General features: G+C 68.9%; 18 protein-coding genes and 1 pseudogene. 11 read left to right on the top strand and 8 right to left on the bottom strand.

The genetic code is table 11. From position 1 onward, the window contains the following. Positions 1 to 239: 239 nt before the first annotated feature. Positions 240 to 410, bottom strand: a complete 171-nt coding sequence (locus FBY22_RS17055) for a hypothetical protein (RefSeq protein ID WP_260844892.1) — start codon at positions 408 to 410, stop codon at positions 240 to 242. A 978-nt stretch (positions 411 to 1,388) separates the two neighbouring features. On the opposite strand from FBY22_RS17055, the gene FBY22_RS17045 reads away from it, so the two are divergent. Beyond that, positions 1,389 to 2,630, top strand: coding sequence for a sodium:proton antiporter (locus FBY22_RS17045; RefSeq protein ID WP_142147752.1), 1,242 nt, complete (start codon positions 1,389 to 1,391; stop codon positions 2,628 to 2,630). A 177-nt stretch (positions 2,631 to 2,807) separates the two neighbouring features. Beyond that, a complete protein-coding gene (locus FBY22_RS17040) occupies positions 2,808 to 4,106 on the top strand; it encodes an SLC13 family permease (protein ID WP_142146495.1) in 1,299 nt (432 codons plus the stop codon). Positions 4,107 to 5,046: 940 nt separating this feature from the next. Here FBY22_RS17040 and FBY22_RS44965 read toward each other — a convergent pair. Further along, positions 5,047 to 5,343: a hypothetical protein gene (locus FBY22_RS44965; RefSeq protein ID WP_260844891.1), complete on the bottom strand. Its 297-nt coding sequence runs from the start codon at positions 5,341 to 5,343 to the stop codon at positions 5,047 to 5,049. 11 nt (positions 5,344 to 5,354) lie between these two features. On the opposite strand from FBY22_RS44965, the gene FBY22_RS44960 reads away from it, so the two are divergent. The 4 genes from FBY22_RS44960 (at position 5,355) to FBY22_RS17020 (ending at position 9,523) form a co-directional block, all read left to right on the top strand. Beyond that, the gene (locus FBY22_RS44960) at positions 5,355 to 6,212 is read left to right on the top strand and encodes a hypothetical protein (protein ID WP_260844890.1); all 858 of its coding nucleotides are present in this window, start codon (positions 5,355 to 5,357) and stop codon (positions 6,210 to 6,212) included. A 176-nt stretch (positions 6,213 to 6,388) separates the two neighbouring features. After that, complete coding sequence (locus tag FBY22_RS17030) at positions 6,389 to 6,904, top strand: hypothetical protein (RefSeq protein ID WP_142146493.1); 516 nt, start codon at positions 6,389 to 6,391, stop codon at positions 6,902 to 6,904. A 101-nt stretch (positions 6,905 to 7,005) separates the two neighbouring features. Continuing rightward, positions 7,006 to 8,439 (top strand): flotillin family protein, encoded by a 1,434-nt coding sequence (locus FBY22_RS17025; RefSeq protein ID WP_142146491.1) that lies wholly within the window; start codon positions 7,006 to 7,008, stop codon positions 8,437 to 8,439. 607 nt (positions 8,440 to 9,046) lie between these two features. Beyond that, positions 9,047 to 9,523, top strand: a complete 477-nt coding sequence (locus FBY22_RS17020; RefSeq protein ID WP_142146489.1) for a CBS domain-containing protein — start codon at positions 9,047 to 9,049, stop codon at positions 9,521 to 9,523. Positions 9,524 to 9,978: 455 nt separating this feature from the next. Here FBY22_RS17020 and FBY22_RS17015 read toward each other — a convergent pair whose 3' ends face one another. From FBY22_RS17015 to FBY22_RS17005, 3 genes are all read right to left on the bottom strand, one after another. Next, a complete protein-coding gene (locus FBY22_RS17015; RefSeq protein ID WP_260844889.1) occupies positions 9,979 to 11,079 on the bottom strand; it encodes a serine hydrolase domain-containing protein in 1,101 nt (366 codons plus the stop codon). Next, positions 11,064 to 11,585: a pyridoxamine 5'-phosphate oxidase family protein gene (locus FBY22_RS17010; protein WP_142146487.1), complete on the bottom strand. Its 522-nt coding sequence runs from the start codon at positions 11,583 to 11,585 to the stop codon at positions 11,064 to 11,066. The genes FBY22_RS17015 and FBY22_RS17010 overlap by 16 nt, the downstream gene beginning before the upstream one ends. Before the next feature lie 350 nt (positions 11,586 to 11,935). Continuing rightward, positions 11,936 to 13,069 (bottom strand): DUF418 domain-containing protein, encoded by a 1,134-nt coding sequence (locus FBY22_RS17005; RefSeq protein ID WP_142146485.1) that lies wholly within the window; start codon positions 13,067 to 13,069, stop codon positions 11,936 to 11,938. A 255-nt stretch (positions 13,070 to 13,324) separates the two neighbouring features. Here FBY22_RS17005 and FBY22_RS17000 point away from each other — a divergent pair, with 255 nt between their 5' ends. After that, a complete protein-coding gene (locus FBY22_RS17000; RefSeq protein WP_142146483.1) occupies positions 13,325 to 14,020 on the top strand; it encodes a response regulator transcription factor in 696 nt (231 codons plus the stop codon). Beyond that, a pseudogene (locus tag FBY22_RS16995) lies at positions 14,017 to 15,133 on the top strand (sensor histidine kinase). The gene FBY22_RS17000 and the pseudogene FBY22_RS16995 overlap by 4 nt, the downstream one beginning before the upstream one ends. 213 nt (positions 15,134 to 15,346) lie before the next feature. On the opposite strand, the gene FBY22_RS16990 reads toward FBY22_RS16995, so the two are convergent. Beyond that, positions 15,347 to 16,969 carry an ABC transporter ATP-binding protein gene (locus tag FBY22_RS16990; RefSeq protein ID WP_142146481.1) on the bottom strand — a complete coding sequence of 541 codons (1,623 nt, stop codon included), beginning with the start codon at positions 16,967 to 16,969 and terminating at the stop codon, positions 15,347 to 15,349. Between the two features lie 139 nt (positions 16,970 to 17,108). On the opposite strand from FBY22_RS16990, the gene FBY22_RS16985 reads away from it, so the two are divergent. Then, positions 17,109 to 17,432, top strand: a complete 324-nt coding sequence (locus FBY22_RS16985) for a DUF418 domain-containing protein (RefSeq protein WP_142146479.1) — start codon at positions 17,109 to 17,111, stop codon at positions 17,430 to 17,432. A gap of 129 nt (positions 17,433 to 17,561) precedes the next feature. Here FBY22_RS16985 and FBY22_RS16980 read toward each other — a convergent pair whose 3' ends face one another. Continuing rightward, entirely contained in the window at positions 17,562 to 18,605 is a 1,044-nt protein-coding gene (locus FBY22_RS16980; protein ID WP_260844888.1) for a PP2C family protein-serine/threonine phosphatase, read from the bottom strand. Positions 18,606 to 18,956: 351 nt separating this feature from the next. On the opposite strand from FBY22_RS16980, the gene FBY22_RS16975 reads away from it, so the two are divergent. Then, complete coding sequence (locus tag FBY22_RS16975) at positions 18,957 to 21,761, top strand: SpoIIE family protein phosphatase/ATP-binding protein (RefSeq protein ID WP_142146475.1); 2,805 nt, start codon at positions 18,957 to 18,959, stop codon at positions 21,759 to 21,761. 219 nt (positions 21,762 to 21,980) lie between these two features. Beyond that, positions 21,981 to 22,442, top strand: coding sequence for a hypothetical protein (locus FBY22_RS16970; RefSeq protein ID WP_142146473.1), 462 nt, complete (start codon positions 21,981 to 21,983; stop codon positions 22,440 to 22,442). 139 nt (positions 22,443 to 22,581) lie between these two features. On the opposite strand, the gene FBY22_RS16965 is transcribed toward FBY22_RS16970, so the two are convergent. Next, positions 22,582 to 23,169, bottom strand: coding sequence for an NADPH-dependent FMN reductase (locus FBY22_RS16965; RefSeq protein ID WP_142146471.1), 588 nt, complete (start codon positions 23,167 to 23,169; stop codon positions 22,582 to 22,584). Between the last annotated feature and the right edge of the window lie 55 nt (positions 23,170 to 23,224).

Here is a 23,224-nt window from a genome sequence, read left to right as displayed (position 1 = left end):
TGCTCCTGGGCTTGGTCCGGTCAGGTAGGTCGGATCGCGCCCATCTCCTGGGCGAAGGATGGTGGGGCGCTGTCGAAACCGCGGATCATCTCGTGCACCTCTCATCTTCCGGAGGTGTCGACCTTCCTGAGGCCCTTGCCGGCACCGCTCACCAGGCATCGCCTCCCTGTATCGATTCACGGCGGGACTTTGCCTGGTCCGCTAATCGTCAGGTATGGCCTGTGCCCAGCCGCTTGATGCTAGAAGTCGAACCAGACCGCGGCCGACAGCGCCGTGATCGCGCCGGCGATCCGGTTGCCGATGACCGCGACCGCGACGACCACCACGACCAGGATCAGAGGGGCGTTGGTGTTCGACAGATGCGCCTCATGCGGCGCCTCGTGTGCTCCGGTGCCTGCGGTTGGACCCATCCGCGAAGTGAGCCACATCCACCCTGGTTCGTTCCGCCTCCGCCTTGTCAGCGTGTCGTCCACAGGGCGCCGACTGGTGCGACGGCCACCCCTTGTCGTGTCTCTCGCCAAGCCGCCCATGGCATACTCGGCCCGTCGGCGACGGCGCGAACGGTCAAGCTACATGTCCCCCGACGCGCGATTTACGCGAACCGCCTCCTTGCCGAATTCAGGCGCTGGACATCGAGGCAGTGACGACGTCGACGCCCAGCGCAGGCGGGTTCTCTGCGTCCGGACCGACTGCCGCGTCGATCATCCGCTAAATCCTTGATCGCCCCGCTGGCGACCGTGGCGTAACCCTACGCCGCTCAACGGGAGCGTCTCAGAACCTCTTGGGGAACTTCACGGCCAGGGCGAGGTATCCAACCAGGCAAATTGCGACGATCAGTCCCACGATGTGTGCCACCATCACCGATATCCAGCTTCTCGGGCTCCCGGGCGGGCCCTGTATCGTGCCGCTCAGTCTGTTTCCTCCATCGAAGCACTCACCCTGGCTTCTCGGTACTGCTTTGACGCATCAATGAGTCGCCGGGTGGTACTGGCGGACACGGGGATACCACATCGCATCAGCAGTCGGAGGAGACGTCCGACGCCCTGCCAACGACGGCTGCCGATCTGCCCACAACGAGCTCACCTTCTTCGGCTTCACCCCGCGGATGACAGCGGCAGGCCGTCATTTCGCGAAGACGTTTCCGAAGGGTTGGAATCGCTCAGTTCGAGATGCCCCGGCGCGGACGGCGCAGGAAGACGCCGCGCCTCGTAGGACGCCGACGGTTCCGGCGGGCAGTTGCCGGATTCCGGCAACTTGGTCGTTCCCTCGGTATCACGAGTGGTGACCTGTCAAAGGCTCATCAAGGACGGGTAAGGTTCCACCTGGTGTGCCGGGAAGCCTGGTCGGCGAGCAGGGGATCACTCTCTCTTCCGATCGGGGTTTCAGCCATGGTGCTCGTGGTGGTCTTCGGAGTCGCGCTGCTGGTGGCGGTGCTGCTGTCCGGCCTGGCGGCACGGACGGTGCTTTCCACATCCTTTTTGTTCCTGGTCGGTGGTGCTCTCGTCAGTGACGGCTTCCTCGGCTTGATCCACATCACGCCGGACAGTGAGATCGTGTCCGTCACAGCCGACCTGGCGCTGTTCGCGGTGTTGTTCACCGACGGGATGCATGTGTCCCTGCCCAAACTCCGCGCCAACTGGAAGAACCCGGCCCGCGCTCTGGGACTGGGCATGCCGCTCGCCTTCGTCTTCATGGGTTTGGTGGCGCACTTCTTGGTGGGCCTGGACTGGACGACCTCGTTTCTCGTCGGCGCGGTGCTCGCACCGACCGACCCGGTGTTCGCCTCGGCGATCGTCGGACGTGCCGAGGTGCCGGCGAAACTGCGCCAGTTGTTGAACGTGGAGAGCGGCATCAATGACGGGCTCGCACTCCCGGTCGTCCTCGTGCTGATCGCCGCCGCCGGTCCGGCGACCACCAGCTCGGAAGCCTCAGCGGGCAAGATCGCCGTCGAGTTGTTGCTCGGTCTGGTCTTCGGCGTCGTACTGCCGCTGCTCGTCAGTGCCCTGGTCCGCTTCCGGCTGCTCGGCGCCGAACCGAAACTGCAACCGCTCCTGCCGCTGGCTACCGGGATCATCCTGTATGCCACCTGCCACCTGACGCACGCCAACCCCTACCTGGCGGCCTTCTCCGCAGGAGCGGCTCTTGCCCACGTCTCGCCCGAGGCCAAGGTGTCCTTCGAACCGCTCGGCGAGGCACTGGCGGAACTCGCGAAGTTCGCGGCGCTGCTGGTGTTCGGCGCACTGCTGACCCCGAAGTTGTTCGGCGACCTGTCTCTCGGCGGCTACGCGGCTGTGATCCTGGCCATCTTCCTCATCCGCCCGGCCTCCCTCCTGCTGTCGCTGCTCGGTACTCGCCTCACGCGCAAGGAGAGGCTGGTTGCAGCGTGGTTCGGACCGAAGGGCTTCGCCTCCGTCGTCTACGGGCTGCTGGTGCTGCAATCCGGCATCCCGCAGGCACGGGAGGCGTTCACGCTGATCGCGGTCTGTATCGCCTTCTCGATCGTCGCCCACAGTTCCACGGACGTTCCGATCGCCCGTGTCTTCGACGTGGAGGACCTGGCCGGGATCCCGGAGCCGGACGACGACGCCACCGGCCGACCCGAGGAGGTGCACACCGATGTACACGCATGAGCCGGGCCGGCTGCGGCGGACGGTACGGATTGACGCAGACCAGCCGGCGGCGCGGTGGGTACTCCGGCGCCATCTCTCCCCCGGCTGGGTGGGGCCGGATGTCTCACCCCTGCACTTCGGCACGGTCACCACCGAAGCCGAAATCGGAGCCGGACTTGAGTACTACACCGGAGGATCGTGAACGACTTCCACAGCTGGGCAGCCGTCGTCGTCTTCGTCGGCGCCTACGCCCTGATCATCAGCGAGAAGATCCACCGCGTCGCCGTCGCGCTCGGCGGCGCGGGTCTGATGATGGCGATCAGGGCCACCGACGACAAGTCGGCCTTCTACTCCGAGCGCAGTGGCATCGACTGGAACGTCATCTTCCTGCTCATGGGCATGATGATGATCGTCGGAGTTCTCAAGAAGACCGGTATGTTCGAGTATCTGGCGATCTGGTCGGTCAAGCGGGCCCGGGCCAAGCCCTTCCGGGTGATGGCCATGCTCGTCGTGATCACCGCGGTCGCCTCGGCCCTGCTCGACAACGTCACCACTGTCCTCCTGATCGCGCCGGTCACGCTGCTCGTGTGCGAACGCCTCGGATTGCCCGCCGCCCCGTTCCTCATCGCTGAGGTGTTCGCCTCGAATGTCGGGGGCACCTCGACACTTGTCGGTGACCCGCCGAACATCATCATTGCCAGCCGTGCCGGTTTGACGTTCAACGACTTCCTGGTCCATCTCACCCCGATCGTGGCCGTTCTGCTGCTCGTGCTCCTCGCGCTGTGCCGGGTGCTGTTCCGCAAGGCCTTCGTCTATGACGACGACCGCGCGGTAGAGATCATGGCGCTGGAGGAGCGGGAGGCCATCAGGGATCCGCGGCTGCTGGTTCAGGGGCTGATCGTGCTGACTCTGGTGGTCGCCGGATTCGTGCTCCACCCCGTGCTGCGCTACGAACCGAGCATCGTCGCTCTTCTCGGTGCCGGACTGCTCATCGCGATCTCGACGGCGGAGACCGGTGAGGTGCTGAAGGAGGTGGAGTGGCCCACCCTGGCCTTCTTCGCCGGCCTCTTCATCATGATCGGCGGACTTATCGACACCGGCGTGATCAGTGAAATCTCCCGACAGTTGGCCGACTTGATCGGCGGCAACGAACTCGGAGGCTCCCTCACCCTGCTGAGTGCCTCCGCCGTGCTCTCCGGCGTCGTCGACAACATCCCCTACGTCGCCACCATGGCCCCAGTCACCAGCGACCTCGTTCGTGACATGGGCGGCGCGAGCGACCACGTCATGTGGTGGGCGCTGGCCCTCGGCGCGGACCTCGGCGGCAACGCCACCGCCATCGGCGCCAGCGCCAACGTCGTCGTACTCGGCATCGCCGAACGCAACCGCCAGCCCATCTCCTTCTGGCAGTTCACCAAGTACGGCCTGATCGTCACGGCCGTCACTGTTGCCGTGACGATCGGCTACGTATGGCTGCGCTACTTCGCGTTCGGATGACACCGTTGACGGCGGTCCCGCCCCCCGATCAGCACCAGGTAGCGCAGTGCCCGATGGGCGCTCCGCCCTCACTGTTACCGCCGCCGCTCGGCCTCGCTCCCTCCAGCTGGGCCGATGGACGGTTTAGCAGGACGGTTCACGCGGGCATGGCGGCGAATGATCAAGCAATGCGCGGACCTGTACCGATGACTGCACGACGCGATTGCCGAGCTCCGACAGACAGACCGGGCGCGACCGTGCCGATCCCCGGCATGCCGCTGCCGCGGACAGACGTGGCTCAATGAGGCGGAACGTGACGCAATCTCGCCGACTGACACGGCGGGAAGGTCGTCTGGCGACACCGTCGCTCCAATGCCGACGTCTCGACTGTAGGAGCAGGAGCGCTCGTGACGACAATCGCACGCCATGCCGACGTGTTCCTAACACACGCGGGACCAGCGTGGCATGTCCCGGGGCGACGAGGCGTAGGTACGTCGCTCCTGCAGCTACCACGGTTTCATTCGTGATCATTCCGCCCGGATGGACACAACGTCGACTCTGTCTTGCTACGCCCTCACCGACATCCTCGCGGCCAACCCTGACGGATCCTTAACCCCGTGCCGCCGCCGTCTTGACGTAGCGTCGATGCCGGAGTGCCGGGAAGTCTGGTCGGCGAAGTGTCCTGTCCCCAACAAGTCCGTCCTAAAGGACGTCAGGAAGGTCTTCGCGTGACCCTCTCGAAGTCGGCTGCCGCCGCGGCCACTCCGGTTGCCGTGACCCACGGCCGCACACCGCGCCGTTCCGTCCTCTTCTTCGCGTTCGCCTTCGCGGTGATCGCCGATCCAGTGTCCTCCGTCGCGTACGCGATCGAGGCGGCCCTGCGCGCCCTGCACGGCGACCTGGCCCTGCTGCTGCCCACCATGAGCCTGGTGATCGGACTGGTCGTCGTCGTCACCGCCAACTACTGGCAGCTCGTGCGCCGCTTTCCCAAGGGCGGCGGCGCCGCGGCCGCGGCGGCGAAGGCGTTCGGGGCACGCTGGACGTTCCCGCCCATCGGCGCTCTGGTGGTCGACTTCGTGCTGACCATCGGCATCTCCATCGCGGCCGCCGCCAGCGCGGTCATTGCCCTCTTCCCCGGCCTGGCCGCGTGGCGCATCCCGCTGGCCCTGGCGCTGCTGGTCGTCGTGGCCGGGCTCACGTGGTTCGGGCACGGCGGACGGCTGCTCTTCGCCGTCATGACCGTCGCCTTCGTCGTCATCTCCGCCGCGGGTGCTGATCCTCGGTTTCACCTCACCGCACGCCACCGGCCACGCGGCCGCGTCCAGCGCTCCGGGCCACTCCGCCGTCCTGGCGGTCGTGCTGGCCTTCCCGGTCGCCATGGCCCTGGCCACCGGTGTCGAAGCCCCTTCCACCGCGATCGCCCAGCTCGGCCAACTCGACGACACCCACCGCCGCCGCTTCGGCCGCGGCACCCTCGCCCTGCTGGTGGTCATCGTCGGCGGCCTCACCCTGTGCCTCACCACGCTGGCCGTACAACTGCGCATCGGCATTCCCGGCGCCGACTCCACGCAAATCGCCGACATCGCACACGCCGCCGCCGGCCCCGGCTGGCTGTACGGCGCCTTCCAGCTGACCAGCTCGCTGCTGCTGCTCGCCGCAGCGAGCTCCTCCTTCCAAGCCGGACCCGGCCTGCTCAAGGCCTTGTCCGGCACACCCGAGAAGCCCGGCGTACTGCCGCCGGTCCTCGGCCGGACCAACCGCCACCACACTCCTTACTGGTCCGTCCTCGTCTACCTCGCCGCCGCCGCGCTCATCATCGTGGCGGCAGCCGCCCAGGAACAGGAGCTCGTCCTGTTCTACGCAGTCGCGGTCTTCGTCAGCTTTCTCGTCGGCCTGCTCGCCATGACCCGCTTCGCCCTGCGCGAGGGCAAGCCCGCGCTGGCCTGGGTGAACGGCGTCGCCGCGGCGGCCGTGGCCTTCACCCTCGCGGTGAACCTGCTGCGCGGTTGGCCGGTGCTGTCCATGGTGGCCACCCTGCTGATCGCGGCCGGCCTGTACTTCCGCTGGAACCGTGCGGGCCGCCCCACGGGAATCGAGGACATCGAGGCCCAGGCAGAAGCGGGCTGACCGACAACGGCGACGGATCGCCCGTCCTCAATTCCCGTCGGGTGACCCGTCCGCCTGTCCGGAACACGGCATCAAGAAAGCGTAAAGACTGCCGGAACCAGGCAATGTCATCGGCGAAGCGCATATGTGAGCATGCGGTGACCAACGGAGGACGTCGAGGGAGGCGGTGAGCGCACATGGCCTGGTTGCTCGGTATCGGCATCGCAGGGGTCGTACTGCTCGTGCTGTCGCTCGTTCTCGACGGCGTGCTCGAGGGTCTCTTCGAAGGCGTCGGGGTGCTGGAGGGGTTGTTCGACGGACTGCTGTCCCTTCCCGTGATCGCCGGTTTCATATCCATGCTCGGTTTCACCGGCGCCATCGCCATGGGCACCGCGGGAGTTGGGGTGGTGGGTGCCACCGCGATCGGTGTGCCTGCCGGGGTCGCCACAGGATGGCTGACCTACCGATTCAGCCGGGTACTGATGAGTGACCGATCCGGTGCCGCCCCGCGCAACGACGATCTGATCGGCGCGTCAGGATCCGTCGTCACCGCCATCCCGACCGACGGCTACGGAGAAGTATTGATCCGCCTGGCCGGGCAGCCCGTGAAGCTCGCAGCCAGGAGTCAGGTTCCGTTGGCCAGGGGCGCCGAGGTCTGGGTGGAACAGGCCCTGTCGCACAGCGCAGTGTCCGTACGCCTGGTCGAACGCTGACCGGCCGCGTCGTTCTCCAACCGGCCCCTTCGTCCCTACCCCTCCTATCCGCATGACCTTTGTCGATCCGCCGTCCCCAGGGAGGGCTGAGGGGAAAGCCCATGAGTTCAGTCGTCATCGCCGTGGTCGGAGTCGTCGTGCTCCTCGTGTTGCTGGCGCTCGTCGTCGTCACCCGGTACAAGGTCGCCGGTCCGAGCGAGGCGTTCATCGTCACCGGACGACGGGGCAAGAAGGCCACCGACCCGGAGACCGGCCGGATCTTCACCGACAACAGCGGGCAGAAGGTCGTGGTCGGCGGCGGTGTGTTCGTCGTGCCCTTCGTACAGCAGAAGTTCACCCTCGACCTGTCCTCCCGGCACATCCCGGTCGCCGTGCGTGGCGCGGTCACCCTGCGCGGAGTCAAGGCCCACCTCGAAGGCGTCGCCATCGTCAAGGTCGGCGGCACGGAGGACTCCATCCGCGCAGCCGCCCAGCGGTTCCTCATGCAGCAGGACGGCATCGTCGGTTTCACCCAAGAGGTGCTCTCCGGGGCGCTGCGCGCGATCGTGGGCCGGATGTCGGTGGAGGACATCATCCGCGACCGAGCGGCCTTCGCCGGGCAGGTCGCCGAGGAGGCCGAGGCCAGTCTGTCCGGGCAGGGCCTGGTCCTGGACGCCTTTCAGATCCAGGACATCACCACCGAGGGCTCCTACCTCGAAGACCTCGGCCGCCCCGAGGCGGCCCGCGCCAAGCAGGAGGCCGATATCGCCGAGGCCGTCGCCCGGCGCGCCGCCGAGCAGGCCCGCCTCAAGGCCGAGGAGGAGATCGCCATCGCCCAGCGGACGTTCGCACTGAAGCAGGCAGAGATCAAGGCCGAGACCGACGAGGCAGCGGCCCGTGCGGCGGCAGCAGGTCCGCTCGCCGAGGCTGCCCGGAAGCAGGAAGTGCTCACCGAGCAGGAGAAGGTCGCCGAACGGCAGGCCGCGCTCACCGACCGCCAGCTCGACACCCAGGTCCGCAAGCCCGCCGACGCCGCCCGCTACCAGGCCGAGCAGGAAGCGGAGGCCCGCAGGATCGCCCTGGTCAAGCAGGCCGAGGCGGACGCACAGCGTGCCCGCCTCACCGGCGAGGGCGAGAAGGCGCAGCGTGCCGCGCTCGCGGCGGCCGTACGCGTTGAGGGCGAGGCGGAGGCCGCTGCGATAGGGGCCAGGGGCGCCGCCGAGGCCGAGGCGATGCGCAAGAAGGCAGACGCCTTTGCCCAGTACGGCGACGCGGCCGTGGTGCAGATGCTCGTCGAGGTGCTGCCGCAGGTCGTCGCGAAGGCCTCCGAACCGCTCAGCGCGGTGGACAAGATGACCGTCATCTCCACCGACGGCGCCTCACAGCTCTCCCGAACGGTGGCCGACAACGTCGCCCAAGGTGTCGAGTTGCTGACCTCCACCACGGGAGTCGACCTCGCCGAACTGCTCAAGGGCATCACCGCCCGGTTCGGCGCCTCGCCGTCCACGGCCGGCGCACCCGCCGAGGCCAACGGGAAGGTCGAAATCACCGGCTGACCAGCCGTGGTGGCGAAGTGGGCCCGGGTAGTCTTCCGACCTCCCGAGCCCACCGGCCGGGTCGGCTGTGTTCTCGTCTCTCCGGGCCGATGGCCAGGGGAACCTTTCCGCTCAGCGAGCGGCCTTTCAGGAAATGGAGTGTGGGACGTGTTCCCGTGGATCTGGCTGATCACCTGGTCCGCCTTCGTACTGCCCCTGGCGATCGCCTCGTTGCGGGGCTGGGCACCCAGGCGCGTCCGCAGCCGCACGAGCCCGTGGGGAATCCGTGTCAGGGGTGTCGCGATGCTCGTCATGTGGGTCGGCGGTCTCGTTCCACTGCTGAGGTGGAGCGGCTTGCTCGGCCAGGAAACGTCGCTTCTCCTCACCGTCGTACAGGCGGGCTTGTTGATGCTGGCGGCCGGGCTCATCAGCGGCTCACAGCTGAGTGAGCTCTTCCGACGGCGCGCCGTGCGCTCGCTCCGGGCGGATCAGGGGCCCGGCGGCGGTCGACCGTCCCGGTGACGCCGGTCGGGCGCAGTCGCGTATGTTCGCGTCGATGACCTGGCTTGTGCCGCGGACGCGTACGACGCTGGGTACAGGAACGTTTCCTGCGGATGAGGAGCCTGCCGTGCGCGCTCGTGACCTGGCGGTCGAATACCCGACGGTGAGTGTCGACAGCGATGCCCTGGACGCTGCACGGCTGATGGCCGAGCACAAACTGCCGGGTCTGCTGGTCCTGGACGGGCGAGGCGAGCCGAAGGCGATCCTGCCGGCCTCCCAGATGATCAAGGCGCTGGTGCCGGCTTACGTCATTGAGGATCCGACGCTTGCCGCCGTCGTCGACGAGAAGCACGCCGATCGGCTCTGTCAGGCGCTGGCGGGCCGCAAGGTCGGTGAGTGCCTGTCCAGCAAGGCGGCTCCGCCCCCGATCGCCAACCCGGACGACACAGCGCTGGAAGTAGCCGCGCTGATGGCGCAGGTGCGCAGCCCGCTGGTGGCTGTGGCGGAGCACGCCAAGGATGGGACGCACCTGATCGGGGTGATCACCGCCTCGCATCTCCTGCACCAACTCCTCGATGCATCAGGGTCGTTGAACATCAACTGACCAGGACCTGGGACTGACGCCCTGGGATCCCGGCCTTCCCGATCGTTACTGCGCCATCAAAGCGGCCCGAGATTCCGTGGCTTCCTGTTTCTTCGCACCATGCCGGCGCCCTCAGAGAGGAGAAGCGCGGAGAACTGGCGCCCCACCAGCGCCGATCCGCCTCACGGGCCTCGAAACAGCACCGAGTTGTTGGCCCGCGGCACCAACGCCCACCAGACCGCCGAGACGCGGGGCGGCGGCGCCGTTGGGCGGCCACGGGTCGCATCATCGATTGCTGATATCCGGCCGTACGGGCTGAGATGGCTTTGGGCGCGGTGTGCTGGTGCTTGGCGTGTCCTTGCTGGAGAGTCATCGTCTTATCGCCCGGCGCCGCCCGGAAACAGCCACGGAGACGACAAAAGTCCCTCGCTCAATTTCCGGATCGTCTGCCTTGCGAGAGACCATCGTGTCGACGTTCAAGCGTGCCGTTTGCTGTGCGCCGCGGTGATCTCTGCGAGTCGTTGTGCGGCATCGAAGTGAGGGGTGAGTCGGGTTTTGGTCATCGCGAAGGAGGTATGTGTGGCCGTGTCGGCATAGACGTAACTGCCGCCTCCCCCGACCCAGCCGACCGTGGTAGATACTTCGTTTTGCTGAGCGCCGATGCGTCCGAGGGGATAGCCCAGAGCCAGTCGCGTGTGGTTGCCGAAGACCTGGTCGATTCCCTCGAAGGCCACCGCCGTCAGCTCCGCGAGCTGATCTGAGTCAATGAGCCGACCGTCGAGTGCCGCCGCATTCATGGCGGCGATTCCACGGGCGGTGAAGGTGCCGACCGACGGGATGTCTGCCTGCAGGATCTGTTGGTTGTTCCCCAGAGCCGCGCTCGGTCGCAATTCCCAGTGCGCAAGGATGGCGTCGTCGTTGGGTAGGGCGGCCGGTTGGGGTGCGGCGTCCTCGAGTCGTGCCAAACGGGGCAGGTCGGTGCTGGGTACAGCGAAATACAGGTCGCCGTCGATGCCCAGCGGCACGGTGAGCCACTCGCGGAGGAGCTGCCGCATCGGTTTGCCGGTGGCTCGGCGTGCGATTTCGCCGACCAGGAAGCCGTAGGTGAATGAGTGGTATCCGGTTTTGGTGCCGGGGCGCCACTGCGGCTCGGCGTCGGCGATCGCGCGGCAGACCCGCGGCCAGTCGATGAGATCTCCCTGGCCGATGCATCGGGGCATGGCCGGCACACCGACCGAGTGGGTCAGCACGTGGCGAAGAGTCGCAGTCTCCTTGCCGTGGGCACCGAACTCCGGCCACAGGTCGACCACTGGTGTGTCGTGTCCGACCGCTCCGGTCCTGACCAGCAGGTGAGCGATCAGCGACGTCACGGCCTTGCCCGCGGAGAAGCTGAAGAACGGGATCTGCGAAGTCACTCTGCGTCCGCTGCGAGCGTCGGCGACGGCATCGGCGACAAGAGCGCCGTCGTGGTAGACGGCGACCTGCAAGCCGGTTTCGGCTCCGCTCTCGACGAGTTCGATCAGGACGCCTTGGACTTCTTGCTGTAGTGAGGTCATGATCGTTAACGACTCGGCCATGTGTAGCGGGTCTCGCTGGACGTCGGTAGCTTGCCAAAAGCGAATCCGACAGCCGGCTCGATGCGATACAGCCTGACGTCGCCGCCGATGACGGCCTCGCCCAACCCGTACCAGGTCCCCTCGGGGCTGGTCAGATGTGGGCCGTACTTCCGCTCGAAGTCCGTTGCAGCCACTTCGCGCTCGGAGCGCTCTTCCACTGGGTATGCCGAGCCCTCGATGACGACGTCCACACCGGTCAAGGCATTCGTGCCGGTCGTCAGCACACAGCGGGGATTGCGCTCGAGATTACGCGCCTTGCGCTCCTGGTGCCCCGTGGTGAAGCACATTCTGCCCAGACTCCAAGCCGCCAAAAGCGGCGTCACGTGCGGTCGCCCGTCAGGGCGGACCGTGGACAGCCAGAAGACCTCCGCTTCCGCCAGGACCGCCAACGCCGACGCCCATGGCGTCGCCCGCGCGCCTGGGGCCGAGAAAGGTCCCAGCAGGACATTTGGTTCGCCGTCCAACATGTTGCGTCCCCGATCAGGCATATGCAGCCACGGGCACCGGTAAGCCAGCACCTCCAGCCGGCCCGCCATGCCCTCGGACAGGTCTTACGTGCTGCCAATGGTGATGACCTGAGGTCGTCGAGAAACTCATCGGTCCGAGTGCACCGGGAAGCTGTGATCGTGCCGTCGGGCCTTGCGGGGCAACCTTGGGATTCGACCGCCGCTGTCCCGCAAGTAGGCGTGCGGCTGCGGCTAGTCTCGCCGAGTGGTCAGCCACTGCTGCAGGTCACGTTCGGTCAGTCCAGTTTCCGTCGCGCCGCGGTGGGCGTAGCAGCGCCTCAGGGCCCGGTGTCCTGAGACGGCCAAGCGTCCTACCGCATGTGTCGCACCAATCCCGTCGCCTTGCCCAGCAGCCATTCCAGCGGCCCCCGGGGGAAGAAGCGGGACCAGAGGGTGGCGAGGACGGTGACGGACGCGATGAAGCCGAGCAGGACAGAGAGCGGCGGGACGGTCGCTTTCTCGGTGTCCAGGACCCAGATGGCGACGATGTGGTAGACGTACGCCGTCAGTGACATCGAGCCGACCGCGATGATGGGCCCGACCAGGCGGCGCAGCCGGGGGAAGGCGTCCATGGCGGCCAGGCACGCGGTGATCACCAGGATCGCCACGCCGGTGTTGCCCACGATGGACAGGGTCGCCTCGCTGTGCGGGGAGGCGACCAGCAGCCCGGCGGGGGTGTTGCCGAAGACGCCATCACTGCCGGGCGGTGCGGACGACATGGGCGACATGCCTGATCCCTCTGAAGCTTCCCGGACGGCTTCGGCGGCACCGGGCACGAGACGCAGCGCCAGCCAGGAGCCGCCGTAGCCGGTGAGGGTGAGGGCGACGCCGGTGAGGGCGAGACGTGACCGGACAGCCGTGGCGGCCAGGTCGAGGCGGGCGATCGCCATACCTGCGATGACGAACGAACGGAAGGAGGGAACCCAGGTCAAGGCTGGGTAGCCGCCGGTGAAGAGCAGCGAGACGATGCCATCGGCGTGGCCGATGGTGGGGAAGGCGCGGCCGCCGACCACCGGTTTCAGCAGGTACAACAGTTGCGGGCCCACCAGGGCCCAGCCCGCGGCGATCATCGCCAGCGGCTTGGCGCTCAGCCGGTGCAGCGGCAGCACGAGCAGGAAGAACAGTCCGTAGAAGGCGAGGATCGGCACGACCGGGGTGCCGGTCATGGTCAGGGCGGTGCCCAGGGCCAGCAGGCTCACGGCTCGTGTGACGACCTTGGCGACCGCCCGACGGCCGGCCAGGCCGGTCTTCGGCGTGCGGCGCCCGGTGATGAGGGCGACCGCGAAGCCGGCCAGGACGGCGAACAGGGCGGAGGAGCGGCCTTGCGCCAGCTCCATCAGGAAGCCGATGACACCGCCCTGGCTGGGGGCGGGGCCGACATGGACCGCGTACATGCCGAAGACGGCCAGGCCGCGGGCCAGGTCCAGCCCGATCAGCCGGCCCATGCCGGGTGCACCGGCCGGGGGGCTCGCCGCGCTCACTCACAGGGGACACTGCGTCGGCCGGGGGCGGTGGGGAGTCCGCGTGATGGGTCATGCCCCTCAGGCTGGAGACCGGGCCGATCATGGACTATCCGGCAGGCGGCTGTGAGGCCCCTGCCGAGTGGTGGGTGCTACCCCGCCGTGCGGCTGGAGCTGCTGCTCGCCGGACCGTCGGGACCGATCGGGGCTTTAGGGTCGAGTCGGCATGGGTCCGACGGCATGGACGAAGGTGAGGCTGAGCACGTGATCCGGGTAGTGGTGGTGGACGACGAGGCACTGGTCCGCTCGGGCTTCGAACTCATTCTGGGCGCGTCCGAGGACATCGAGGTCGTCGCGACCGCGAGCGGGGCCAACGCCGTGGAGACCGTGAGGCGGCGGCGGCCCGACGTCGTGCTGCTGGACATCCGGATGCCGGACGTCGACGGGCTCACCGTCCTGCGCGAGCTGCGCGCGATGCCGGATCCGCCGGTGGTGGCGATGCTGACCACGTTCGACGCCGACGAGTACATCCTGACCGCGCTGAACTCGGGCGCGGGCGGTTTCCTGCTCAAGGACACCGAGCCGGAGCAGCTCGCTCACCTGGTACGCACCCTGGCAGCGGGCGGTGTGGTGCTGTCCCCCAAGGCGTCGCGGAGCCTACTGCACAGCCACCCCGGCAGCGGGACGGCCGTCGACGAGGATGCGGCACGGGTCCGGTTGCTGACCGCCCGCGAGCGTGACGTCCTCGTGCTGGTGGCGGACGGGCTGTCGAACGCCGCCATCGGGAAGCGCATCCACCTGGGTGCCGGCACGGTCAAGGACCACGTCAGCGCGATCCTCACCAAGCTGCGGGTGACCGGTCGGGTGCAGGCCGCGCTGCTGGCGCAGCGGGCCGGACTGCTCGACGAGCGCCCCCGCTCGGGGGCAGGGCGATGATCCGCGTCCGCGCGCTGTGGGAGCGTGTGCCCGCGCCGGTCGTCGACCTCGTCCTGGTCATCGCGGCGGCCGTGGACGTGTGGCTGAACCTGTTGGACGACTCGCGCCTCGGTATCGCACTGGCCGCGCTCGGCTGTGTGGCGTTGGCCTTCCGGCGCCGGTTCCCGCTCGTCGTCTTCCTGCTCACCCTGCCCATCTCCCTGACCCAGCCCGTCGCCGTCGCTCCGCTGGCGGCGCTGTTCACACTGGCCGAGCGCTCGCGCAACCGCCCTCTTCTCGCGGTGTGCGTCGCACTGACCGCCGTCGCGAACAGCACTCCGTGGCCCCTGGCCGGCCTCGCCGAGGTCGGCCGGACGATGACGCTGCTCACCTTCGTCTACAGTCTGGCGACCGCTTCCGCCCCGGTCCTCATCGCACAGCTTCTCCAGGCGCACCGGGACCTGGCGCGGCGGATAGTGGAGATCGAGGAGGCCAGGGAGCACGAGCGGGCCCTGCACGCGCAGGCCGTACTCGCGCGCGAGCGCGCCCAGTTGGCCCGTGAGATGCACGACGTGGTCTCCCACCAGGTCAGTCTGATCGCGGTACGGGCCGGGGCGTTGCAGGTCGCCGCCAAGGACGCGGATGCCAGAGGCTGCCCGCACTATCCGTTCCCTGAGCGTCACGACCCTCGACGAGCTGCGCACCATGGTCACGCTGCTGCGGGCCTCCGGCGGCCACGCCACGGAGCTCACCCCTCAGCCCACCCTGGCCGACCTGGGTAAATTGGTGCAATCAAGCGGCACACACGCGGAGTTGTCGGGTGAGCTGCCGCCCACCGTGGGCTCACCCGCCCAACGGGCGCTCTACCGCACGGTCCAGGAGGCGCTGACCAACGTCCGCAAGCACGCACCCGGCGCCACGGCCCGGATCGAGCTGTGGCAGGACGGCGACGGCATGGGAGTGACCGTCACCAACACACCGCCCACGCGTCCCTCCCTCTCCCTCCCAAGTTCGCAGCAGGGCCTGGTCGGACTGCGGGAACGTGCCGAGATCCTGCACGGCACCCTGGATGCGGGCCCGACCGCGGAGGGCGGCTACCGGGTGCGGCTGCGGATTCCCCCCAGCGCGGACTGACCGACCCCTCGTGCTGTTCCGTCGGCTCGTGGCTCACGGGGCCCACTCGTAAGCGTGGCCGGCAACGGGCGCCGGCGCCCTGGCCCTTGCTCCGCCCGGCTTGCGGCGGCGGCGGCCGAACTCGATACCTGAAGCCCGTCCTTGCGTGAGTACGGGTGGTTGTCCGGCCGTGAGTCGGGCAGTGGCCGACCGGACAACCTGGCCTGTGGCGGGTCATCGCGCGGGGGCCAGGAGCTGGGTGGCCGCCAGTCGCGCGTACAGCTGGTCCTCGGCCACGAGTTGCTCGTGTGTGCCGACCGCCCGGACCCGTCCGGCGTCCATGACGACGATCCGGTCGGCGCCGGTCACCGTCGACAGGCGGTGGGCCACCACCAGCACCGTGGTCTCCCGGGCCACCTCCGCGATGACCTCCCGCAACGCCCGTTCGTTGACGGCGTCGAGCTGCGAGGTCGCCTCGTCCAAGAGCAGCAGGCGGGGCCTGCGCAGCAGGGCGCGGGCGATGGCGATGCGCTGCCGCTCGCCACCCGACAGCTTCGAACCCCGGTGTCCGACCGGGGTGTTCAGGCCGTGCGGCAGGCGCTCGACGAGGCTGTCGAGCCGCGTGCGGGCCAGGACGTCGCGGATGTCGTCGTCCGTCGCGCCGGGCGCCGCGAACACCACGTTCTCCCGCAGGGTGCCGGCCAGCACAGGAGCGTCCTGCTCCACGTACCCGACGGCAGACCGAAGCTCGGACAGGGACCAGTCCCGTACGTCCTTGCCGTCGACCAGGACCCGGCCGCCGGTGGCCTCGTGGAACCGCTCGATGAGCGCGAACACCGTCGACTTACCCGCGCCCGAGGGGCCGACGAAGGCTGTCATCCCGGTTGCCGGCACCTCGAAGCTCACCTGCCGATGGACACTCGGCAGGCCGGGGCGGTAGCGGAAGGACACGTCCTTGAAGCGCACCGACGCCGGACTCGGCACCGTTGCACCCTGCCGGGGCAGGGCCGCCTTCGTCCCGGCAGGCGGCTCCGTCGCCAGGCGTTCCACCTGCGCGACGCGGGAGATCGCGGCCGCCCCCTCCTGATAGTGGGAGACGGCGTCGACCAGCCTGGACACCGGCTCGATCAGGTAGAAGAGGTACAGCAGGAAGGCGATGAGGGTGGACACGGGGATCTCCCCCGACGCCACCCGTGCGCCGCCGACACCGAGCACCGCGAGGAAGGCCAGCTGTACGGCGAGTTCGTCAGCCGAGCCCGCCACGGACTCCCACTTCGCGCTCTGCACACCGTGCCACCACGCCCGCCGCGCCGCCGCCTCCACCCGGGCGTTCTCCCGCTCCTCGGCACCGGAAGCCTTCACCGTCCGGAACGCCCCAAGAGCCCGCTCCAAGGCGACGGAGATCTCCCCGACCGCCTCCTGCGCCCGCTCGGCGGCCCGCGCGATCCTTGGCATCACCAGCGCGACCGCCCCGCCCACCAGCACGATCACACCGAGCGTTACACCCAGCAGCACGACATCCAGGGACGCCATCACCACGACCGCCGCCACGAAGGCGACCACTCCGGTCGCGGCGGAGACGACCGCCTGGGTGCTGACCGCCCGCAGCAGCGTGGTGTCCGAGGTGACCCGGGACATCAGATCACCCGGCGGGATCCGTTCCCACTCCGCGATCCGCAGCCGCAGCAACCGCCCCACCAGGGTGCGCCGCGCGGCCAGCACCACCGACTCCGCCGTGCGCTCCAGCACATACGCGCCGAACGCCTCGACCGCCGTACCCAGCAACACCAGCGCTGTGACCGTCTCGCGGGCGGACAGGGACGGCTCATCCGTCGTCGGGGCGGATGCGGTGTTCACGACATTCCCTTCTTCCGCGGTGTGCCGGGCACCGCACACGCGGTGCCCGGCACACCGGGGCGTGAGCGTGTGTCGAACAGTGGGTAGGTCGGCCTGTGCTCGCGGCGAGGGTGTGTACCAACGCTTCGCAGGCCTCAGGATGGGCGACGACCAGGGCGAAGGTGCCGGCCGCCAGTGTCAGGCCGAGGAATTCCAGGAACTCGCCCCTGCCGGAGACGACGTCACGACCCGGCACGTCGGCCTCCGACCGCAGCGAAGTCTCGCCTTCCTTGTGTCGCGCACGGTGTGTCATGCCTCCAGCCTCGAAGCCCGGTCACCCGCCGCCCATCCGGCAACTGGCGGCCCCACCCCCGCTATCCTCGCAGCCACTCTGTTCGCGGGGGTCTGGTCCCGCTTCTTCCGTCGCGGTCCCTTGGAATACCTGCTCAACGCGGCGACCAAGCCGGTGAAGTACCTGCGATGACACCCGGCCGGGGTGGGACGCCTCCACGCCCCGCCCCGGCCCGGACCGCCCCACGGACACGGGCTCCGCTGAGCGGGCCGTGTCCGGCGAAGCCGGTGACGATCTCCGCCACGGCCGCCCGGGCGAGGCCTATAGGTCGTGCTCCCTGGCCCACGCGTCCGGGCAGTGCACGACAAGGGCGGCGACGTCGTCGTCGAGCCTTCCGCCGCTGTAGCGGAGCAGGGCTGCGTGAAGCCGGTCGAGCAGCTCGCGGGGCGGCGCCTGGCCCTGCTGCTGGGTCCAGTCCGGCAGGGGGAAGAACGTGCCGGCGCGGTCCCGGGCCTCCGTCACCCCGTCGGTGTAGAGGAGCAGCAGGTCGCCGGGGGTGAAGTCGAAGGTGTCCACGCGGTGGTGTTCGCCGACGAGCGTCGTCAGGTTGAGCGGCGGCGAGGGGGTGGTGGCCTCCAGCAGCCTGGTCTTGCCCTGGTGGACGAGCACGGGTGGAGGGTGCCCGCAGCTGACGAGTCTGACCTGACCGCCGTCCTGAGGGATTTCGATGATGAGGGCGGTGGCGAAGTGCTCCGGCCGGTCCGGGACGGCGAACGCGGCACTGTGACGGGTAATGGTGACTTCCAGGCGATGAATGATGCCGCTGAGATCGGGCTCGTCGTACGCGGCCTCCCTGAAGCAGCTGATCAGCGCGGAGGCCGCTCCGACCGCGGACAGGCCCTTGCCGCGCACGTCGCCGATGAGCAGCCGGATCCCGTACGGCGTGTCGGCCGCCTCGTAGAAGTCGCCACCGATCCGGGCCTCCTCCTGTGCCGCCAGGTACAGGGCCTCGATCTCGATGTTGTTGATGCAGCGCGGCAGAGGGCGTAGCAGCACCTCCTGGGCTGCCTCGGCGACGAGCCGGACGTGGAACAGCGTCTCCTCGCGCTGCAGCCGAACATGGCTGGCGTAGGCGGCCGCCAGGGTGACCGCGACGATGGCTGCCGACGTGTAGGGCGTTCCCAGGTCGGTGTAGACGAAGCTGAGACCGATCATGACCAGGAGGCAGAACAGTCCGAGCAGGAGCGTGGGAAGCACGGGCCACATGGCGGCGGCGAGGGCGGGAGCGGTGGGGAGGAGGCGGCTGAAGGCGATCTGCCGTGGGGTGGAGAACGCCAGAACGGCGATGAGGGCGCTGAGGATCACCGGTGACAGCGTGGCCGCTTCCCACCGGCCGCCGCGAAGAGGATGCCGACGCCACGGCCGCCCAGACCAGATCACAAAATGAATCATAACGACAGGAACCAGGCATCGAACTCGGATGGAAGACGCGGCTCGTTCTTCATGATCAGACACGTGCGGCAGGATGCGTCGTCATCCGGCCGACGGAAGGCGGGCGCCGGGCCCGGCGCGCGGTCGCCGGCGCCCCTCACCCGGGGCGCCGTTCGGGCGGTCCCCCGTCACGGCCCTCAGGTTGCTCGACTCGCGGCGGGATCGCCTCTCCGGGGAGGCGTCTTTAGTCGTCCCAGGTCTGCGCAGCGGTGTTATCAAGGGTGTATGCAGGGATATCTCAGCCGATTGCGGACCTCACGTCCTCCGCCCACCGATGGCCGGCGGACTCGGCGCCCGTCGGTACTGAGCCCGCGCACCGCGGCGGGGCAGGTGTTCCTCGTCCAGAGCGCGATCGTGGTGCTGCTGGTGGTGGTCGCGGTGGCGAGCATCGTGCTGCAGGCGGCGCGCGACGCGGTGCGGCAGGGGCGTCGGGAGTCGGTGGTGGCCGCCCAGTCGTTCGCCAGCGCCCCTGGTGTGAGCCTGGCGCTGCGCAGCCCGGATCCGACCGCCGTGTTGCAACCGCGAGCCGAGGAGGCGCGCAAGCGGGCGGGCATGGACTTCATCGTCGTGATGAGCACGGAGGGGATCCGGTACACGTATCCCTACCCCTCGGAGATCGGGAAGAAGTTCGTCGGAACCATCGAGCCGGCGCTCGAAGGCCGTACCGTCGTCGAACAGGCGGGCGGTCCGCCTCTGCCGGCAGGCAAGGGGACGGGCGTCCAGGCGGTCGTCCCGGTGACCGACGCGCGCGGCAAGGTCGTCGGCCTGGTCTCCGCGGGCATCACCGTCAGGAACGTGTCGCGACTGTGGATGCCGCAGCTGCCGATCGTCCTGGGCATCGGCGCGATCATGCTGGTGCTGGCCGCGGCGGGGACGACCGCGGTGTCCCGGCGACTGCTGCGGCAGACCCATGGGCTGGCCCCGGTGGAGCTGGCGCGGCTGTACGAGCACCACCAGGCCGTGCTGCACGCGGCGCGGGAGGGGGTGCTGATCACCGGCGAGGACGGACGGCTGCTGCTGGCCAACGACGAGGCGAAGCGGCTGCTGGGTCTGCCGGCGGACACACAGGGCCGGTACGTGCGGGATCTGGGGCTTCCCGAGCAGATGGCACGCGTGCTCGCATCCCCGGAGAAGGTCACCGACGAGGTGCACCTCGCCAACGACCGGTTGCTGGCGGTGAACAAGCGGCCCACGTTCCCTGAGACCGACCACGCGGGCAGCGTGGTGACGTTGCGGGACACCACGGAGCTGGCGGTGGTGTCGGGGCGGGCCGAGGTGGCGCTGGGACAGCTGAAGCTGCTGTACGAGGCGGGGATGCGGATCGGGACGACGCTGGATGTGGAGCGCACGGCCCAGGAACTGGCCGACGTGGCGGTGCCCCGGTTCGCCGACGTCGTCGCGGTGGATCTGCTGGACTCGGTGGTGCGCGGCTCCGAGCCGACGACAGAGGGCTGGCGCCACCTGCTGCGGTCCGCGATCAGCGGAGATCAGCGGATGCTGCCGGTGTACCGGCTGGGTGAAGTGATCACGTTCTCGCCGGAGACTCCGCAGATGCTGGCGCTGGAACAGAGCCGGGGTGTCCTGGAGGCGGACCTGCGGCAGGCCCACGGCTGGCAGGAACAGGATCCGGAACGCGCTCGAAAGGCGCTGGAGCTGGGGTTGCACTCCCTGGTGACCATGCCGCTGCGGGCGCGGGGGGTGCCCCTGGGCCTCGCGCACTTCTACCGCACGGAGGGCTCGCCCCCATTCGGGCCGGAGGACGTGACCTTCGCGGAAGAGCTGGGGGCGCGGGCGGCGGTGGCCATCGACAACGCCCGGAGGTTCACCCGCGAGCACGCGATGACGGTGACGCTGCAGCGCAGTCTGCTGCCGCGGGGCCAGCCGGAGCAGGACGCCCTGGAAGTGGCCTGGCGGTACCTGCCGTCGGAGGCGGGAGTGGGCGGGGACTGGTTCGACGTCATTCCGCTGCCGGGCGGACGTGTGGCACTGGTGATGGGCGATGTCGTCGGCCACGGGCTGCACGCATCGGCGACGATGGGGCGGCTGCGCGTCGCCGTGCACAACTTCGCCACGCTGGACCTCCCCGTCGACGAGGTCCTCGGGAAGCTGGACGATCTGGTCGCCCGCCTGGACGACGAGGACGACTCCGGCACTGCCCCCGACGACCAGGAGGGGGCGGGGTTGACCGGAGCGACGTGCCTGTACGCGATCTACGACCCGGTGGCAGGGATCTGCACGATGGCCCGTGCGGGGCATCCCGGCCCCGTGGTGGTGAACCCGGACGGGACGGTCGTCTGCCCCGAGGTGCCGGCCTCGCCCCCGTTCGGTCTGGGGGGTTACCCCTTCGAAACCGCCGACGTGCGCCTGGCGGAGGGCTCGCAGCTGATCCTGTACACCGACGGGCTGGTCAAGAACGCCGCCCGCGACATCGACGCCGGTCTCGACGGGCTGCGCCGGGCGCTGGGCGGAGCCGGGGCCGGGGAGCGCACTCCGGAGGAGACCTGCCGGGCGGTGATCGGGGCGTTGAAGCCGGACCGGCTCTCGGACGACATCGCACTGCTGGCGGCGCGGACCCGGCGGGTCCCGTCCTCGTCGGTGGCCGAATGGGATGTGCCGCCCCACACGGCGGTGGTGCCCTCGGTGCGGGCCCAGTGCAGGACCGTTCTGAACGGGTGGGGACTGGAGGAGACCGCGTTCACCACGGAGCTGATCCTCAGCGAGCTGGTCACGAACGCGATCCGCTACGGGTCGCCACCTGTGAAGGTGCGCCTGCTGCACGGACGCAGTCTGATCTGTGAGGTGTCGGACGGCTCCAGCACCTCTCCGCGACTGCGGCGGGCGGCGACCACGGACGAGGGCGGGCGGGGGCTGTTCCTCGTGGCGCAGTTCGCACAGCGGTGGGGGACGCGGTACACGTCCCACGGCAAGGTCATCTGGGCGGAGCAGCTCCTGCACGACGACGCGTCCGATCCCACGGACCATACGCCGGTCGATGTTCTCCTCGAACAGTTCGGGGATCCCCTGATGTGAGGAGTAGGTGCCGGTGCCGCGGGACGGTTCCGGAACGGCCCGAGTAACCGTAACTGGGCGGCGGGAGACACGTTCACGATCGCCACGCTTGCCGTGCCGCGGAGCGCCTCGCGCAAGCGGCGCGATGACGGCTGAGTAACGCCGGGCTGACAGCGGTTGGCTAGCGTCGGTCACGGCGTGCGGGCCACCCCCCGGACGAACACACGAAGGGAGACTGCCATGTCGGTCACCGACTGGCGCTACTGCGGCAAATGCCACGCGATGTTCTACGACGGCAACCCGCAAAAGGGCTCCTGCCCCACCGGCGGCGGACACCAGGCCATCGGCTACACCTTCGTCATTCCCAACGACGTGCCCGGCACACCCACCGCGCAGACCGACTGGCGCCGCTGTGGACGCTGCCAGCTCATGTTCTACGACGGCTACCCCCAAAAGGGCCGCTGCCCAGGCGGCGGGAGCCATGTCGCCGACGGCAAGCACTATGTGCCACCGCACGACATCGCCGGCACTCCGACCGCACAGACGGACTGGCGCTACTGCGCCAACTGCCAGGCCATGTTCTACGACGGCTACCCCGACAAAGGCGTATGCCCCAACGGCGGCGGACACGCCGCCATCGGCTACAACTTCGTCCTCCCCCACGTCGCCGACCCCCACGCGCCGGTACGGATCGACGACTAGAAGGCGGTCGGGCTGGTGGTCTGGGTCGCCCTCCCGGGATCCTGTCTACCTGGGCGCATCGTGGGGTGGAGCCGAGCGGTGATGCCGTCGTCGGCCGCGAGGCCTTTCGGGCTGTTCGCGAACCGCTGCGAACCGGACCTCATGCAGCCGTGGGCGTATGCGTCTTGACCTCGCGCACCCCGCGCAGCGCGCCGGACCATGCGATCACCTGATCGAGCATGCCGCCCACAGCAGTCTCGAGACCGTCCTGGGGGACGAAGGTGCCGGTATGGAACGAGGCGTGTGTCGAGATGGTGGGCTGCGCACGAACCGTGGCCATTTGGAGTTCGGCGAGGACGAGCCGCAGTGCCTCGGCGGCCCGGGCCCCGGCGACCCAGCCGCCGTAGCTGATGACCCCGGCGGCCTTGTCGTTCCATTCCCGGTACACGTAGTCCAGGGCGTTCTTCAGGGCTCCGGGGTAGGAGTGGTTGTACTCAGGGACGAGGAAGACGTAGCCGTCGAAGCTGTCGATGAGTGCGCCCCAGGCGCGGGTGTGAACGTGCTGGTACTGCTGGAGGTTCGGGTTGCCGGGCTCGTCGAGGTTGCCGAGATCATGGTCGGCGAGGTCGATGAGCTGGTAGTCGGCTCCACCGTGGGCGCGGGCGGCTTCCAGTGTCCAGGCGGCGATCTGGTCGCCGCGGCGTCCGGGGCGGGTGCTGCCGAGGATGATCGCGATGCGAAGTGTCATGGTCTTCCTCTCAGGAGTTGACACGTCAACTCTAGGCCGAAGGAGTTGACGTGAC

The sequence above is a fragment of the Streptomyces sp. SLBN-31 genome (genome assembly GCF_006715395.1).
In the GTDB taxonomy this organism is placed as follows: domain Bacteria; phylum Actinomycetota; class Actinomycetes; order Streptomycetales; family Streptomycetaceae; genus Streptomyces.
Note: the sequence above shows the minus strand (reverse complement) of the source record. Positions and strands in the feature narration are given on the sequence as shown.

Bases quoted from the DNA above. Each gene is read 5' to 3' on its own strand.
- FBY22_RS17055 (WP_260844892.1), bottom strand. From the start codon at position 410: ATGGGTCCAACCGCAGGCACCGGAGCACACGAGGCGCCGCATGAGGCG.
- FBY22_RS17045 (WP_142147752.1), top strand. From the start codon at position 1,389: ATGGTGCTCGTGGTGGTCTTCGGAGTCGCGCTGCTGGTGGCGGTGCTG.
- FBY22_RS44965 (WP_260844891.1), bottom strand. From the start codon at position 5,343: ATGACGACGAAGGCGACGGTCATGACGGCGAAGAGCAGCCGTCCGCCG.
- FBY22_RS17030 (WP_142146493.1), top strand. From the start codon at position 6,389: ATGGCCTGGTTGCTCGGTATCGGCATCGCAGGGGTCGTACTGCTCGTG.
- FBY22_RS17025 (WP_142146491.1), top strand. From the start codon at position 7,006: ATGAGTTCAGTCGTCATCGCCGTGGTCGGAGTCGTCGTGCTCCTCGTG.
- FBY22_RS17015 (WP_260844889.1), bottom strand. From the start codon at position 11,079: ATGGCCGAGTCGTTAACGATCATGACCTCACTACAGCAAGAAGTCCAA.
- FBY22_RS17010 (WP_142146487.1), bottom strand. From the start codon at position 11,585: ATGTTGGACGGCGAACCAAATGTCCTGCTGGGACCTTTCTCGGCCCCA.
- FBY22_RS17005 (WP_142146485.1), bottom strand. From the start codon at position 13,069: ATGGGCCGGCTGATCGGGCTGGACCTGGCCCGCGGCCTGGCCGTCTTC.
- FBY22_RS17000 (WP_142146483.1), top strand. From the start codon at position 13,325: ATGGACGAAGGTGAGGCTGAGCACGTGATCCGGGTAGTGGTGGTGGAC.
- FBY22_RS16985 (WP_142146479.1), top strand. From the start codon at position 17,109: ATGGGCGACGACCAGGGCGAAGGTGCCGGCCGCCAGTGTCAGGCCGAG.
- FBY22_RS16975 (WP_142146475.1), top strand. From the start codon at position 18,957: ATGCAGGGATATCTCAGCCGATTGCGGACCTCACGTCCTCCGCCCACC.
- FBY22_RS16970 (WP_142146473.1), top strand. From the start codon at position 21,981: ATGTCGGTCACCGACTGGCGCTACTGCGGCAAATGCCACGCGATGTTC.
- FBY22_RS16965 (WP_142146471.1), bottom strand. From the start codon at position 23,169: ATGACACTTCGCATCGCGATCATCCTCGGCAGCACCCGCCCCGGACGC.